Source organism: Deltaproteobacteria bacterium, assembly GCA_021737785.1.
GTDB lineage: Bacteria > Desulfobacterota > DSM-4660 > Desulfatiglandales > Desulfatiglandaceae > AUK324.
The window spans coordinates 35,657-52,231 of record JAIPDI010000039.1 but is presented as its reverse complement, the minus strand read 5'-3'; the positions used below and the strand labels follow the sequence as shown (position 1 = coordinate 52,231).

General features: G+C 53.8%; 13 protein-coding genes. 7 read left to right on the top strand and 6 right to left on the bottom strand.

Annotated features, from left to right (window positions below):
- The 4 genes from K9N21_17595 to K9N21_17580 form a co-directional block, all read right to left on the bottom strand.
- The coding region (locus K9N21_17595; protein MCF8145728.1) for an Ig-like domain-containing protein at positions 1–248 on the bottom strand (248 nt) is incomplete at its 3' end.
- 1,693 nt (positions 249–1,941) lie between these two features.
- Entirely contained in the window at positions 1,942–3,156 is a 1,215-nt protein-coding gene (gene manA / locus K9N21_17590) for a mannose-6-phosphate isomerase, class I (protein ID MCF8145727.1), read from the bottom strand.
- A 63-nt stretch (positions 3,157–3,219) separates the two neighbouring features.
- The gene (locus tag K9N21_17585; protein ID MCF8145726.1) at positions 3,220–3,837 is read right to left on the bottom strand and encodes an alpha/beta hydrolase; all 618 of its coding nucleotides are present in this window, start codon (positions 3,835–3,837) and stop codon (positions 3,220–3,222) included.
- A 69-nt stretch (positions 3,838–3,906) separates the two neighbouring features.
- Positions 3,907–4,677 (bottom strand): enoyl-CoA hydratase/isomerase family protein, encoded by a 771-nt coding sequence (locus K9N21_17580; protein ID MCF8145725.1) that lies wholly within the window; start codon positions 4,675–4,677, stop codon positions 3,907–3,909.
- 168 nt (positions 4,678–4,845) lie between these two features.
- Here K9N21_17580 and K9N21_17575 point away from each other — a divergent pair, with 168 nt between their 5' ends.
- The 7 genes from K9N21_17575 (at position 4,846) to K9N21_17545 (ending at position 12,904) form a co-directional block, all read left to right on the top strand.
- Positions 4,846–5,637: a helix-turn-helix domain-containing protein gene (locus K9N21_17575; protein ID MCF8145724.1), complete on the top strand. Its 792-nt coding sequence runs from the start codon at positions 4,846–4,848 to the stop codon at positions 5,635–5,637.
- A gap of 21 nt (positions 5,638–5,658) precedes the next feature.
- On the top strand, positions 5,659–7,179 hold the full coding sequence (locus tag K9N21_17570; GenBank protein MCF8145723.1) for a long-chain fatty acid--CoA ligase: 1,521 nt from the start codon (positions 5,659–5,661) through the stop codon (positions 7,177–7,179).
- Between the two features lie 86 nt (positions 7,180–7,265).
- Positions 7,266–8,243, top strand: a complete 978-nt coding sequence (locus K9N21_17565; GenBank protein ID MCF8145722.1) for a TAXI family TRAP transporter solute-binding subunit — start codon at positions 7,266–7,268, stop codon at positions 8,241–8,243.
- A 63-nt stretch (positions 8,244–8,306) separates the two neighbouring features.
- On the top strand, positions 8,307–8,897 hold the full coding sequence (locus K9N21_17560; protein MCF8145721.1) for a DUF1850 domain-containing protein: 591 nt from the start codon (positions 8,307–8,309) through the stop codon (positions 8,895–8,897).
- On the top strand, positions 8,887–10,860 hold the full coding sequence (locus tag K9N21_17555; GenBank protein MCF8145720.1) for a TRAP transporter permease: 1,974 nt from the start codon (positions 8,887–8,889) through the stop codon (positions 10,858–10,860). Before K9N21_17560 ends, K9N21_17555 begins: the two co-directional genes overlap by 11 nt.
- Positions 10,847–11,725 carry a 3-keto-5-aminohexanoate cleavage protein gene (locus K9N21_17550; GenBank protein ID MCF8145719.1) on the top strand — a complete coding sequence of 293 codons (879 nt, stop codon included), beginning with the start codon at positions 10,847–10,849 and terminating at the stop codon, positions 11,723–11,725. The genes K9N21_17555 and K9N21_17550 overlap by 14 nt, the downstream gene beginning before the upstream one ends.
- 81 nt (positions 11,726–11,806) lie before the next feature.
- On the top strand, positions 11,807–12,904 hold the full coding sequence (locus K9N21_17545; protein MCF8145718.1) for an alcohol dehydrogenase catalytic domain-containing protein: 1,098 nt from the start codon (positions 11,807–11,809) through the stop codon (positions 12,902–12,904).
- 65 nt (positions 12,905–12,969) lie between these two features.
- On the opposite strand, the gene icd is transcribed toward K9N21_17545, so the two are convergent.
- Together icd and K9N21_17535 are read right to left on the bottom strand one after the other, a co-directional pair.
- Positions 12,970–14,259, bottom strand: coding sequence for an isocitrate dehydrogenase (NADP(+)) (icd, locus tag K9N21_17540; GenBank protein MCF8145717.1), 1,290 nt, complete (start codon positions 14,257–14,259; stop codon positions 12,970–12,972).
- 30 nt (positions 14,260–14,289) lie between these two features.
- Positions 14,290–16,230 carry an aconitate hydratase gene (locus tag K9N21_17535; GenBank protein MCF8145716.1) on the bottom strand — a complete coding sequence of 647 codons (1,941 nt, stop codon included), beginning with the start codon at positions 16,228–16,230 and terminating at the stop codon, positions 14,290–14,292.
- Between the last annotated feature and the right edge of the window lie 345 nt (positions 16,231–16,575).

Sequence of the window (16,575 nt, the reverse complement as noted above, 5' to 3'; positions counted from 1 at the left end):
TCAATGACTTCTACCGTTGAATCGTCCCCTATGTTCTTTATGGTAATGTTGCCTTGTTCAACGGACACTGTCCGATCGAACTCAATGGTCAGAATGGGGTTCGGATTCACACCGCTGGCAGTATTCGCCGGCGACAGGGACACCACCTTGGGATTGGTTGCATTATTGCTATCATCACTGCAGCTTGCCAGAAAGAGCCCTGCCAAAATCAACGCAAACATCATGAGAAACTTTTTTGTTAACAACATGAACTCTCCTCCTTTGAATGACCATTCCTGTTCAAGACAAACAGAAAAGCTTAAATCGGTAACCGGGCACATTGCTCCCAGTACCCGTTGAAGAACCCTTAGTTGCAGAAATGCGCTCTGCCCTGCTGTTACTCAATATGGCCCAGATCGTATGTCCCTATGAATGTCCGATTCGGCACGGAAGACAGGATGCAGCAAAAGGGCTTCTAAGTGAAAAGACATTGGCATTTTTAAAAAGGGTAGACTATAGAAAATTACCTTGTAGGTCAAAAATTAATTTTTTTGTTTTGCTTCCGGTTAAAGGAAGTTAAAAGTCTTGTGACTGGTACAAGACTTGGCAAAAATAGTCGTCGAATTTTGGTTGGCAGAAACTGAAAGCACGTTTTGACGGCCGAAACCTTGAGGTATACCTTACAAATCGCATTTTCAGGGTTGCAGATGTCAACCCTACCCGAATTATGGATACGCTGGTGATTCTGATTAAAATTTCAACCATTCGTGCATAATCACCCCGCCCAAATTACCCCATTTATTCAACCTTACCAAATGAAACATTAAAATTCAAGCGTGTGAAGTTTGCAACAATTATTCCTCAATTAAACCAATTGCTTAGAAAAGAAAACCTACGTGAATAATCATCGTCTCTGAGCACTCGCCAATTCGTGAAGGCTACAAAATGTATCTTTTGGAAAGCCCACAGATTTCGGGTCACCAAAAACGTGACATATGCCTACTTCCTTGCCGAAAGAATTCCCCCGAAACCTAAAGATGCCTCACTCAATCTACCCCGTCGTATATCTTAAAACCCAAAATGGGGTCAAGCTCAAAAAGCCTGTGATATCCATCGGCCGAATGGGTTAAGTGGACCTTGAAATGCGATTCCTATAACAACTGCGTGAAATAGCATGTATGTTTTGGAAGTCTCAAAGATTTTGACTCACCAAAACCTTGATATATGCCTTACCATGTTGCGAGTCTGGTTATGTTGCCTATTCCTTGGTTGTGTTCCGGACGCGGGTCATTGCCAGCGCAATTTTCCGGGGGCCGCAAAATACAAAACCCCGCTCTCCATATTTATGGAGCAACAGGGTTTCGGGGTGGCCATGGACCATTTTGCATCCTCTTTCCCTCTCGGGTCTGCTCTGGAACGGCTTTGATTGAATTATCAGAGGCTATTCGCGATTCTCGAAACGGCGGGGTATTCACTTCAGGCATCGCCTCAGATCGACCAGGGCCAGGGGTTTAAAGAAGAGAAATTGCGCAAATGTTCTGCTGAAGGGTGCTCGTACACCTTATAAGGAAGGTAAGTCAAGGCCAAACAGAGCGGTCCAGCAATTCAAACGGTCCCGTCCCTTTGTCCCTGTCGTGCTGACAGAACTATAATTCCTGATGCCGACCTCTTGACCAATTTCCGCCAGTCTGCTTCCCAGCAGAATTCTCATGAGAAAGATCGCCACATGACGCGGTCCATCCACGGTTCATCACATAGCGTCAGGCATCAGGAAAATGAAACGGAGCCTCTCCCCGAAGAGAGCCCTCTGTGGGAAGCGCCCACCTCTTGATCACGCCACGCCATGCAGCAGTCGGTTTTCCGGATCGCGTCGTGGAAATCTTCGCCGAGAACTATCGCCGGTTCGTGGCCGAAAGATCGCTTCAATACGTGGTTGATTTTAAAAGGGGGTATTGACCGTTTTCAGGTATGCCTGCCGACTGTGGCCCTGTATAGGGTTGCCTCCCCCGCAATCTGATAGGGACCGACGGCCGCAGGAATCAGCACGGACATGCCTTTTTCTACGCTCCCGGAATCGCTGTTTTTCAGGCCTTGCATCCGGACGCATCCTTCCATACAGATTAGGATATCGACGCTTCGATCCCTTTCGCTCTGGAAAGAAATGCCGTCGGAAACCGTAATAACGGCCAATTGAAACTCTGCTGCGGGCGTCTCATAGATCCTCTCGGCCGGTTGTCGTCCGGGTTCCGACTGGAGTTTTTGAGGATGCATGAATCTGAAATCCACAATCCTGAGCAGTTCCGGGACGTCTATATGTTTCGGGGTGAGTCCCCCTCTCAACACATTGTCGGAATTGGCCATCAGTTCCATTCCCATTCCCTGAAGATAGGCATGGGGTTGACCTGCCGGAATATAGATGGCTTCCCCAGGATCCAGGGTCACCAGGTTGAGAAAAAGGGGAGATAAGACGCCGATGTCTCCGGGATAGGCCCCATGAAGCGCCACCATCCACCAGAATGCCCGGTCCATATCGGTTAATGGTCCGGCGCCCTCCACCGCCTGCCCGACCACATCTCCTTTGCGAAAGGCATCCATGGAGAGCAGTGAGGTAACAAACCGTCGCAATCCGCGGCTGTCAGGATCTCTTCTCAACAGGTCAAGTTCATCCGAAAGCGTGCCGCCGGCAACCCTCTCCAAGAGGCTCAACACATCTTCGGGTGGTCGAAATCCCTTGAGCGCCTCAAACCGCGTGACCGCGCACAGGATCTCAGGTTTGTGATTCGAATCCCTGTAGTTGCGCCGGGCCGCGTCCAGGGCAATTCCGAGACAATTCTCCTTTTCAAATCCGGCGCGGGCCTGTTCGAGGTCGGGGTGGACCTGAATAGAGAGCGGACGTTCGGCCGCAAGGACCTTGAACAGGAACGGAAACCTATTTGAAAACCGTTCGGCAACGTCTTTGCCCAATAGTGAAATCGGATCCTTTTCGATCACCGTCTCCAGCGACTGCCACACGCCATCCACCAGCACGCGCGATGGGGCCTTGGGATGGGCCCCCAGCCAGAGTTCGGCAGCCGGCCTTTCAGACGGGACCGGCAGACCCAGCAGTGATGGGATGGCTGTCCTGGATCCCCACGCATATTCCAGAATCGGGTTCTTCAGCAGAGCAATCTTATTCATCTGGCTCTTTTGAAACGGTCCTTTTGCATTCGATGTTTGATGTTCATTTGTTCACCCCACCTCCTACCCTTCCAGGTCGATCATAGCGCCGATCATCGTCTCAATCTCGTGGGTCTTCCCGCCGTAGAAATGATCGGTTCCTTTAACAATGCTGAATGCTGCATCGGGGTTCCAGAGAGGGAGCATCTGTTCGATCATACCCGGAGGCGCAATATCGTCTTCAGACCCGGTGATCACCAGCCGGATTCCGGGACAGTACTTCAAAAAGGAGAAATCCATGAAATTGACAGGGGGAGAAACCATGACCATACGTTTGACTGAAGACAGGCGTTCAATGCATTTCGCATTGATCCAGGCCCCGAAGGAATATCCTGCCAGGTCGATGGACGTTATCCCCAATTGAACCAGATACGCCACTGCGGCCATGACATCCTCCTGCTCCCCTTTCCCGTTATCGTATGTCCCCTGACTCCTGCCCACACCCCGGAAATTGAACCGAAGTGTGGCATACCCCTTTTTTCCATAAGCCCGCACCATCGATTCAACCACGGTGTTGTCCATGGACCCGCCGTACAGGGGATGGGGATGGGTCACAACCACCCCGTACCGGCCGTGAATTTCGCTGACCAAACCCTCTATATTCAGATCCTGCGATGGGAAACCTACCCGGATTTCTTTCATTCGGCACCCTTTTGCGTTCATCTTCTTCCCTGTTAAGGCCACAGATGAACAATCTCGGATCAAAGATCTTTACTCCCCGGTAAACAAAGGCTTTCGCTTCTCCAGAAAGGCCTGGAATCCTTCCATACGGTCTTTTGTGTTACGGACCCTGGCGCTCCCCTCGGACTCCACCTCGAGGCCCCTCTCAAGTCCTTCGTAATCACCGGCCGACATGGCCTTGAGCACGCAACCGACTGCGATGGGGGGTCGTTCCGCCAGTCTTAGAGCCAATTCCAGGGCATCATCCATCAGTTTTTCCGGCGTCGACACCTGGTTCACCAACCCGATTTCAAGGGCCTCCCGGGCATTCAGTGTCTTGCTGAACAGAATCATATCCAGGGCCTTTGCCCGGCCCACGAGACGGGGCAGACGCTGGGTCCCGCCCCAGCCCGGGATGATCCCCAGATTCAACTCGGTCAGTCCGAGCTTGGCCTTGGGGGCGTCCGCCATGATCCTGAAATGGCAAGACACGGCCAGTTCCAGGCCTCCTCCCAGGGCAAAACCGTTGAGGGCCGCGATCACCGGCTTCTCAAAGCGATCGATTCGGGTCCACAATGCCCTGGCCTTCGGGCCGATCAGGGCGGCATTGGCCGCATCCTTCACATCAAAGCCCGCTGAAAAACAGCTGTCCCCCGCCCCGGTCAGGATTATGACTCTGGCATCTGGATCGTTTTCCACCGCATTCATTGCCTGCTCGAACGACTCGATCGTGACCAGATCCCAGGTATTGGCAGGCGGATGATCCACGGTAATAATGCGGATGGCGTCACGGTTCTCTAAAATGATATTCTGATAGCTCATATTTTTCTTCTTTCTCCTCTCTCATTTCTGTCCTGTGCAATCGGAGCTCACCGCTCCCGGGCATATCTTTTTTGCCCGTCCTTCAAAAATGGCTTGCCTTTTCGAACAGCCCCTTCTAATATCCAGATAAATGAACATCGTTAACGCTCTTCGTTATTTTATCTTATCATGGCCCGTCAACGCAAATACTTTGTTCAATCCCTGGCCCGGGGGATATCTGTACTTCAGGCGTTTTCTTCTGAACGAAACAGGCTCACACTCACAGCATTGGCCGAGATAACAGGGATGAACCGAACAGCGATCCAACGCTTTACAGATACGTTGATGGAACTGGGATTCCTTGGCAGGGACAAACACAAGGAATTCTATCTTAGCCCCAAAATTCTCTCCCTCGGATTTACCTACCTTCAGGGCTCGGAAATAGCCAACCTGGCCGCTTCTCATCTAAAAGATTTTTCCGAGCGTGTTGGATTGACAGTAAACATGGCCATTCTTGACAACACGGACATCATATTCCTTTACCGCCAAGAAGTTCACAGATTCTTGAAATATGACCTTCGGGCCGGCTCCAGACTGCCCAGCCATTGCACAGCCTCGGGTAAGGTCCTCCTTGCCTCCCTCGATGATCAGGAATTGAAGCAGCGGATACGAAAAATGAAGCTCGAGGGAACCACAAGCCACACCATCACAGACAGGAAAAAACTCTACCAAGAAATCCTCAAGACCAGGGCAAATGGGATCGGCACGTGCGATCGCGAGCTTTCTCTCGCCCTTTATTCAATTTCAACTCCCCTTTTAAATCATGAAAAAAAAGTAGTTGCGGCAATAAACCTTTCTCTCTCTTCAGAAGAGGCAACGGGAACTGTCCTGGCCGACGCTAAGCGGGAAATTGTGGAACAAGGTCGCAACTTATCGAAGTTGTTGGGTTATGAAGGAGACTATCCACTGATCATTCCGTAGTTTCCCGGGGGTCGCTCGATAATGAATGTTGGATACCTGCTGACGAATTCTGCCAACAAGTTCCCCGACAGACCTGCGATTATCTCTCAAGAGGGTCGGGCCACCTTCAAGACATTCAACCATAGAACCGATCGGCTCGCCGTCGCCATGATCAAGGCCGGATTGAAAAAGGGGGATCGGGCAGCAATTCTCTTTCCTAACAGCACCTATTTCGCTGAAACCTACTTTGCCGCGGTCAAGGCGGGACTGGTTGCCACGCCAATAAATTTTCGACTGGCCCCACCGGAAATCCTTTTCATACTCAATGACTCCCAGGCGAAAATACTCTTTTATGACCCGGAGTTTGAAGGCCGATTCGCTGATATGCAAGAAGGCCTGGACACCGTGCAATCCTTTGTTTCACCCCACCTCGGTTCGAAACCGTCAACAGCCTATGAGGATTTTATTTCCAGCGGAGGGGGCTCTGCGTCCGCTCTTCCCCGTGTCTGCGAAGACGATCCCTGCCAGCTCATGTACACATCAGGTACAACGGGCAGGCCGAAGGGCGCCGTCCTTTCCCATCGCAATATCATCTGGAACCTCTTCAATACCATTTGTGGGAGGGAAGATCAGCCTGAAGAAAAGGCCGTGATTGTGGGCCCCCTCTTTCACACCGCGGCATTGAACAATCACTTCACCATCCAGGTCGCTCTCGGGGGAACCAGCATTTTGGTGCGGAAATTTGACCCGGAGGCCTTGCTCCGGACCATCGAAAAGGAGAAGGCCACCGTCATGTCAGGGGCTCCCGCGCTTTACAACATGCTTATCCGGCACCCTGGTGCCCACAAATATGATGTCAGGTCCATTACCAAATGCACGGCCGGGGCCGATAAGCTGACCATGGAAACCAAAAAAAGGATCATGGAATTCTTTCCCAGTATTAAAGGTGTTTATGATGTTTATGGCTGCACCGAGGCATCCCCCTGCATCACCATTCTCAATGCCAGAGATTCCCTGAAAAAAGATATGTCTGTAGGCAAAGCCCTCCCTTTTCTGGAGGCGCGCGTTGTGGATCAAGATAACCGGACGCTGCCGCCCGGAGAAGTCGGGGAGGTCGTCTGCAGAGGGGCAAATATCATGCAGGGGTATCACCAGGATCCTGCGGCTACCCGGGAAGCAATTCGAGATGGGTGGCTCCATACCGGGGACCTGGCCACAATGGATGAGGAAGGTTACTATTATATCGTTGATCGCAAGAAGGACATGATTGTCAGTGGCGGGGAAAATATTTATCCGAGGGAAATCGAAGAGATCCTCATCAGACATCCGGGCATCGCCGATGTAGCCGTGGTGGGGGTCCCGGATGCAGATTGGGGAGAATCAGTCAAGGCGTATGTGGTTCCGGAAGAAGGCTGTTCAATTGATGCGCAGGGAGTGATCGAATTCTGTAGGAAGTCTCTTGCCAGCTACAAGAAACCGAAGACGGTCGTCTTTGTCCGTTCAATCCCCAAGAATCCGTTGGGGAAAGTCCTGAAGCGTGTCTTGAGGGAAGAGGGGCACTGAATATGGATCGACCAATCAAAAGGAGGTGATTGAAAAGGTTTTCAGCAAAAAACTTAACAACAACATAAGATCAAGGAGGGAGCAGCATGAGAAGACGAACGATGTTTTGGATCATTGCATGTGTTTGCATGACAGTATTGGCAGCAGGGGTCACTTCCAATCAGACATTTGCCGGTGACAAGCGTCTCCTGTCCATCGCCACAGCCAGTACCGGAGGCAGTTGGTATCCGGCGGGCGGCGCCATCAGCAGTCTCATCAATAAATACGTGCCCAATACCGAGGCGTCCGCGCATCCATCTGCCGCCAGCAGAGAAAATATTCGGCTATTGCAGGAAAAGAACACCGACCTGGCCATGGTCATGCCAAGTGTCGCCTATTTTGCTGAAAGCGCGACCGGGTTGTACGAGGGGAAACCGCCCGCAAAAATTAAAGGCCTTTTTTCGTTCTGGGGAATCGATCTTCTCATTATTGCCCGTGCAGACAGGGACATCCACAAGATCGAAGATCTCAAAGGGAAGAAGGTCGGCTTCGGCCCCCCTGGAAGCGGGAGTGCCAATATGTCGCAGAAGATCCTGGAGGAATATGGGCTGAGCTATGAGGACGTGAAGCCCCAGTTCATCTCAGCCACAGAGCAATCCCAGGCCTTGAAGGACGGGACCCTGGATGCGGCCATGTATACGATCGGGACGCCGGCCTCCACATTCGTAGATCTCTGCACCCTTACAAAGTGCCGGCTGATCCCCATTGAAAAGGAGATGATGTCAAAGATCGTAAAGAAGTACCCCTACTATGCGAAATCGGTCATCCCTGCCAATGCCTATCCGCAGATCAAGACCGATACCCCGGCTCTCAAATGGGTTGGACTGGTGATCACCTATGACGACCTGGATCCCGACCTCGCCTATCAGATTGTCAAGACGGTCTGCAAGGATCACATCGATGAGTTCAAAGAATGCCACGCACAAGCAAAGAAGCTGACGACAAATGACATGGCAACAGGGATGTCAATCGCCTGGCATCCAGGGGCGGCCAGATTCTGGAAGGAAATCGGCCTCATCAAATAACAGGCGAAATCGCGGGTCCTCGCCCGTCCCCCCTTACGGGTCCGGGACGGGCGAACACGCGGTTTGTCTCATGTGAAGGGGACCACCTGCCTGAGGTGCGGTCCGCGGGCGTGGTTCAGTGTATTGCTTTTGGCCATGGAAAAATTCAAGAAAAGGCCCCTGGCCCTCGGAGTTCTCAGCTTGGCCCTTGTGTCGGGCATCGCTTTATGCATCTATCCTCAATATGTCTTATGCATCAGGGATGCGAGCAACGACACCACCGTACTGAGCGTCGGAACGCATCCCGGGGATAATCTCTGGATTGTGTTCATTAATTCTGTAGAACGTCTCCCTGTGGCCGACCACTTCGTCGTCAACGACAGGCATCAACTCATGTTTACGGAAACCATTTATCAGGCGCCTTACGCAGGATATCTCCACTCCGAAAAAAGCGAGGTGATCGCGCCGGGAACGACAAGGATCTCTGGGAGCGATCGCCTCATGGAGGAAATCACCTTCTACGCCGGATACGATTCGAGACACCTTTTGTTTGTGAACGGTAAGTGGACACCCCTTTACCATGTGGCGCAAGGGGGCGATCTCATCCGGGTCACGGTGAACAGACAATCCAGACTGGCCACATTCTTGAACAGGATATTTTCAGATGAGCAATAATAAAGACTTTGGGAAAAAAACCGCGCTGTTCGCTTCCGGCCTGGCAATTCTCATGGCCCTGTTTCAGCTCTACACCTCGGGCTTTGGCCGATTTCCAGCCCTTCAGCAGCGATCCATCCATCTGGCCTTTGCCCTTATTCTGACCTTCTATCTTTTCCCGGTCACCAAAAAGGGGTTATCCAGGAAATGGGGCGCTGTCATTAATTTTCTCTCGTCCATCGGTGCTCTGCTCGCCTGCGGGAATATCGCCTTTATCGTCTATTATGTCCTTTACGAAAGGGCGGGCGCCGCCACCGATATCGACATCATCCTCGGACTCATTTTGATCGTCCTGGTCCTGGACATGACCCGGAGGATCATGGGATGGGCACTCCCTATCATTACCCTCATATTCATTGCCTATGGTTTTCTGGGTTCTTATATCAAACTCCCCTATATTTCCCATTCGGGCATGGACCTTCACCGATTCATTGCATACACCTATCTGAGCACTGAAGGGCTTTTTACGGTACCATTGGGGGTATCGGCGACATTCATTGCCATTTTCGTGATTTTTGCCTCTTTCCTGGTCAATTCGGGGGTCGGGGACTTTTTCATGGATGCGGCAACGGCCGTAGCCGGCGATAAAACCGGAGGGCCTGCCAAGGTTGCAGTCGTAGCCAGTGCAGCCATGGGGTCTGTTTCAGGAAGCGCGGTCGGGAATGTCGTAACTACCGGATCCGTCACCATCCCATTGATGAAGAAGATGGGGTTTCCGGCGCTGCTGGCCGCCGGGATCGAGGGTACCGCCTCTACCGGAGGGCAGATCATGCCCCCCCTCATGGGTGCGGCAGCGTTCATCATCGCCAGCATCGTGGGAAAGCCTTATCTGACCATCTGTGTTGCAGCCTTTGTTCCGGCTGTCCTCTCTTTTATGTCGGTGTATGTAATCGTGCACTTTGAGTCTGAAAGATATGGCATTAAAGGGTTGCCCAAGGAGGAACTGCCCAAACTATGGCCGGTTCTCAAAAGAAAAGGCCATCTGGTCCTCCCTATCGTCGTCCTGGTGGCGATGCTTGTCATGGGATATACTGCCATGAAAGCAGGATTCTATGCCATCATATCCGTGATCCTTGTAAGCGCCTTTCAAAAGGACACCCGCATGGGCATCAAGCGCATCCTTGAGGCAATGGAGAAAGGGGCCAAAGCAGTTCTGCCCATCGCCGCGGCCTGTGCCTGTTCCGGCATTGTCGTGGGGATACTGACCCTGACCGGTTTAGGGCTCAAGATTTCATACCTCCTGGTGGAAATAGCGGGCGGAAGTCTTCCCGTATTGCTGCTGCTGGCCATGATGGCATCCATACTGCTCGGCATGGGGATCACCACAACAGCCGCCTACCTCCTTGTAGCCATTATCGTCGCTCCTGTTCTCGTCAGGATGGGCGTGCCCGACCTGGCGGCACACATGTTTGTCTTCTATTATGCCGTCATCTCCACCATCACCCCGCCGGTCGCCCTGGCCGCCTATGCTGCGGCAGGAGTGGCGGGCACCGATCCCTTCAAGACGTCGTTGGTGGGGTTTCGTGTGGGAATCGCAAAGTTTGTCGTTCCCTTTTATATCATTTACACGCCTGAAATCATGCTGGTCTTTGGGGCGCCGTTAAAAGCGCTGGCTGCATTGCTCATGTCCTTCTTCGGCATATGGGCCTTGGCAGGGGGAGCGTGCGGATACGTATTCCGGGAATTGAAGTTCTATGAAAGGCTGGTGCTCCTGGTCTGTATCCCCTTTACCATCCCCAAGAGCCTGCTCTATAATACGGCAAGTATGGCTGTTATTATTATTGTTACCCTTTATTTCTGGATAAGTGCGAAAAAGGGAAGGCAGAAAACACCCGACCAACAACGAAACTCCCATTTGATACAATCACGATATCGGGAATCCAAGACCGAGAGCCCGAGAGGCGGAGGACATGAACGAGAATAGAACTGTTATCACCCTGGCGGTCACCGGGTCTATCGGCGACAAGTCAAAGCACCCTGCCCTCCCGGTCACACCGGCGGAAATTGCACAAAGCGCCCTGGAGGCCTGGTCGGCCGGGGCTTCGGTGGTGCATATCCATGTGAGAGATCCTGAAACCGCCGAACCGTCCATGTCCTTGGACTTGTATGAGGAGACGGTCCAGCGTATCAGAGGAACCTCCGACATGCTGATCAATTTGACTACCGGCGCCGGGGCCCGCATTGTCCCTGACAATGCCGAACCCATGGGTCTGGCGCCCGAAACCACCTGGAGCACCCCCCAAAAGCGGACCGAGCACGTGGTGAGGCTCAAGCCGGAGCTCTGTTCATTGGACGTGGGATCCATGAACTTTGGCGCCAGGGTTTTTGCCAATCCCCTCCCCCATATCGAGGAGATGGCGGCACGGATCAAACAGGCAGGCGTTCGACCCGAGTTGGAGGTGTTTGATCTGGGCCATGTGGAAATCGCCCGGAGCCTGATCGCAAAGGGTCTTGTGGAGGGCCCGCCTGTTTTTCAACTCTGTCTGGGAATCCCATGGGGAATGCCCGCGACCTCAAAAAACATGCTCCTGATGCGGGAAGTGCTCCCTTCGGACGCCATCTGGGGGGGGTTCGGTGTGGGCCCGGCCAGCTTTCCCATGATTGCCCAATCCGCATTGCTCGGAGGGAATGTGAGGGTGGGTTTCGAGGACAATTTCTATCTGACCCCTGGAACACCAGCCAAAAGTAATGCCCAGTTGGTGGAAAAGACGGTCGCCGTATTGAGGGCATTGGACAGGGCGCCCGCATCCCCGGATGAAGCCAGAGAGATGCTCTGCTTGAAATCATAGATGCCCTTTGCGTGTCGGCCTTTGTTGAGGTAATCTCCTATTGAGAACAAAAGATCCGATATTTGAAAATGAGGTGCTCAGATGAAGAAAACAAGAGCCATGGTTCTCACAGGTCCGGGCAAACTGGAATTACAGGAATTTGTTCTGCCCGAGATAGGCAAGGAGGACGGTATCCTGAAGCTGGAGCTTATCGGCGTCTGCGGTTCAGATCCCGGGATCTACAATGGGAAAACCCGGGGGGCACCCAGACCTTTTCCCATCATTCTGGGGCATGAAATTGTCGGTCGTGTGGAAAAAATGGGGGCCATGGCTCAAGAGCGGCACGGCGTCAGGGAAGGAGACCGGGTGATCATTGAATATGCCTTCGGATGCGGGGAATGCAAGGCCTGCCTGGCCGGGACCTACACCCTCTGCGAGAAATATTATTCCTACGGGTCCATGATATCGTGCAAGGAACCGCCCCATTTATTTGGAGCATATGCCGACTATCTGTACATTCACCCACGGGCCATGGTCCACAAAATTGGCGGCATCTCGCCGGAAACAGGCGTTCTGATCTGTGCCGTCCTGGGCAACGCCGTCCGCTGGCTGCGGACAATCGGGAACGTTTCTATAGGCCAGCGTGTGGTGATTGTCGGGCCCGGCCAGCAGGGTCTGGCCGCAGTGGTCGTGGCAAAGGAATCCGGCGCCGGCCCCATCTTTGTGGTCGGTCTTTCAAAAGACAGGGAACGGCTTGAAATGGCCCATCGCTTTGGGGCTGATTTTCTTATCAATGGGGAAAAGGAGGACCCGGCGCAGATCATCTCAGATGAAACCCATGGCGCCATGGCCGATCTGGCAATGGATGTCACCGGACATCCCTCCGGCGCTTCCCTGGCCGTTTCACTCACAGGTACGCGGGGTACGGTCATTCTTCCCGGCCTGTACGGTCCGAGCACGGAAGTCCCGTTGCTGCTGGACCGGGTAGTCTTGAAGGAATTGAAACTGAGGGGTGTTTTTTCCCATGATTCTCCCGCGGTCGAGGCTGCCATTGCATTGGCAGGCCGGGATAAATATCCTCTTGTTCAAATGATCAGCCACAGGCTTCCATTGGAAAAGGCTGAAGAGGCCATTAGACTGGTGGGAGGGAAAGTCCCGGGTGAAACACCGATGAAAGTTGTCCTCGACCCAAATATGTAACATTCAAAAACGCGTGGTCCCGCGACGGCCCTATGACCATGATTCACCGATGCAGGTCGTCGCCATCATAACGGGCTCGCCGTTCTGATATTCTCCACAATGGCCGCGCCGAACTCGGAGCATTTCACCTCCCTTGCGTCCGCCATCTGCCTGGCCAGGTCATAGGTGACCGTGCCCTGTTGAATCGTGCGGGTGATGGCCCGCACCACAAGGTCCGCGGCCTCTCCCCAGCCCATGAAACGAAGCATCTCCGCGCCTGAGAGGATCAGGGAGCCGGGATTGACCTTATCCATACCCGCATACTTGGGGGCGCTCCCGTGGGTGGCCTCGAACAGGGCGCATCCATCCCCGATGTTGGCCCCGGGGGCCATGCCCAAGCCGCCTACCTGCGCTGCCGCGGCATCGGAGAGGTAATCGCCGTTCAGGTTGGGGGTGGCGATCACCCCGTATTCCTCGGGCCGAAGCAGAAGCTGCTGAAACATGGCGTCCGCGATACGGTCCTTGATGACAATCCTGCCTTCGGGTACGCGCCCGTCGAACTGTTTGTAGAGTTCCGTTTCCGTAATGGTTTGTGCGGCAAATTCCTCTCCGGCTAGCTCATACCCCCAGTCCCGAAAGGCCCCCTCCGTGTACTTCATGATATTTCCCTTATGAACGAGGGTGACGCTCTCAAAACGGTTTTCCAGGGCATACACAACGGCCCGCCGCACCAGACGACGCGTATTGAATGCACTCATCGGCTTGATGCCCACCCCGCTCTCCAGGGAGAGCTCTGCGGCGCCGGCCGTTCTCAGCTTCTCGTTCACGTGTTTTAGCACAGATCTGGCCTCCTCAGATCCTGCCGGCCACTCCACCCCGGCATACACATCCTCGGTGTTTTCCCGGAAGATGATGATATTGACCCTCTCCGGATGAACCACTGGGGCCGGCACCCCAGGAAAATACCGGACCGGCCTCACACAGGCATAAAGGTCCAGCCGTTGTCTCAAGGTCACGTTCAGGGAACGGAACCCGCCCCCGACCGGGGTGGTCAGGGGACCCTTGATGGCGATCCCGTATTGCGCAATCTCCTCAATGCTCTCATCGGGCAGGGGGTTCTCCCGGCCGAATCTTCTCTGGGCCTTTTCGCCCGCAAGAATCTCTTTCCACACGATGGATCGCTTTCCACCGTAGGCACACTCAATCGCCGCGTCCAGCACCGGCCGTGACGCGGCCCATATATCAGGGCCGATCCCGTCCCCCTCAATATATCCGATTTCAGGGGTATCAGTCACTATCGGCCTTCCGTCTCCATCCCATTCAATGCGTCTTCCTTTTTCCACTTCCGATTCCCCTATCTTCTTCAGATTCAACATTCAAGATTCAGATCCCCATCATTTGGATGGCTATGCCTCCCCTAAGACGCGGTCCCGTTCATAATTCAGGCGGCCCCCGGCAAGCACAATTTGACGTTCCCGGATCGATAGGTTCAGTCTTGCTTCAAAGGCAAACCCCGCCTTTTCACTCTTTAGCGGCACCCGATCCGATATTGCGACGGAACTTTGCAGGTCTGACAGCATGATGCGGTCCCCTTCTTCCAGTCGCTGGTATGCGTCTTCCTCAATCAGGAGGGGCAACACACCGAAATTGATCAGATTGGCTCGGTGAAGCCGTGCAAAGGATTTGGCCAGGACCATTCGGACCCCCAGGTATCTGGGCGCCAGGGCCGCATGTTCCCTGCTGGAGCCCTGGCCGTAGTTCTCTCCCCCTAAGATGGCCACGGCCTCATGCTGTTTTGCCTTTTCAGCAAATCCCGGGGCCTTCAGGGCATAGACGTGCTCGGATATGGCGGGAAGATTTGATCGAAGGGGGAGCACCTTGGCCCCGCCTGGCAGGATATCGTCGGTGGTGATATGATCCCCCACCTTGAGCAGGAGATCGAGATCCATGCTGTCGGGGAGGGGGTCGAGCGTGGGGAGGGGTTTTATGTTGGGGCCCATGCGAACCTTTATGTCCCCACCGTCATCCGGAGGGGCAAGAATCATGGAATCGTCCACCAAGAATTCCTTGGGCTCCTCAACAACAGGAGGGGCGCCCATCCCGCGCGGATCTGTCAGGTATCCATTGAGTGCGGAGGCCACCGCTGTCTGGGGACCGCACAGATATACCTGGGCATCCTGCGTGCCGCTCCTCCCGGGGAAATTGCGGTTATAGGTACGCACGCTCACCCCGCCGGAGGGCGGCGCCTGCCCCATGCCGATACACGGACCACAGGCCACCTCCAGGAGGCGCGCCCCGGCCTCGATCATGTCGGCCAGACCGCCGTCTTTCGCAAGCATGGTCAGTACCTGCCTCGACCCGGGAGAAATCACCAGGCTCACATCCGGATGGATCCGCTTTCCCTTGAGAAGCAGCGAAACCATCCTGAGATCCCTGTAGGAGGAATTGGTGCAGCTACCGATGGCCACCTGATCCACCTTTACGCCGGACAGCTCCCGTACCGGCCTGACCGCATCCGGGCTGGAAGGGCATGCGGCCAGGGGTTCGAGGGTTGAAAGATCCAACTCAATGACATGGTCGTATGCGGCCCCCTCTCTGGCGGTCATGGGGATCCAGTCCGACTCCCGGCCCTCTGCCCTTAAAAACCGACGGCTCACATCGTCGGAAGGAAATATGGAGGTCCACGCCCCCAGTTCCGCACCCATGTTGGTGATGGTGGCCCTCTCCGGTACGCTGAGAGATGCGATCCCCGGACCGCCGTATTCCATGATCCTGCCAAGACCTCCCTTAACCCCCAGGTCCCGAAGGAGGTAAAGAATCACGTCCTTGGCCCCCACCCACGGCGGGAGAACACCGGTCAGGCGAACGAGCGTCACCCGGGGAACCACCATAAAAAACGGGGCACCGGCCATGGCAAGGGCCACATCCAGGCCCCCGGCCCCCATGGCCAGCATCCCCAGACCCCCTGAAGTGGGGGTATGGCTGTCCGAACCCAAAAGCGTCTGTCCGGGCACCCCGAAACGCTCCAGGTGGACCTGATGACAGATACCGTTTCCCGGCCGTGAAAAATAGACTCCGTAGCGGGCGGCCGCGCTCTGGAGAAAGAGGTGGTCGTCCGCATTCTCGAAACCGGTCTGAAGGGTATTGTGATCCACATAGGAGACCGAGCATCGGGTCCGGACCCGGTCCATCCCGATGGACATGAATTCCAGATACACGAGGGTGCCGGTGGCATCCTGGGTGAGTGTCTGGTCGATTCGAATGCCGATCTCAGCTCCGGGCGCCAGTTTTCCCTCTATACAATGAGAGGCAAGGATCTGCCCTGTGATGTGATCTTCGTAAGCCATAATTTTTCTATCCTCCATATGTGGTCTTCTCGATCCAATCGAACCCGCAGACCGAGACCGTTCTTGTCACGAGCCCCATCTTACACATTATGATGACAAAATCAAATCAAAGCACATGGGTTCAACCTGCTGCATCAGAATCTTTGGTTGCAACGCCTCTGTTTTTCCTGGTTTCGCAATCCTGTTTCTGATATTATGATGGATTATTTTTTATTAGTAGCCGAACGGAAACCCGGAAAATCAAGAAATAGTGAAATATGAGAAGAGGTTCTGTTGATGCAGATGTTGTTCCGTCATTTTCAATTTTCAATTCTTGAATATTCAATTGTGCCTGAATCACGCCAA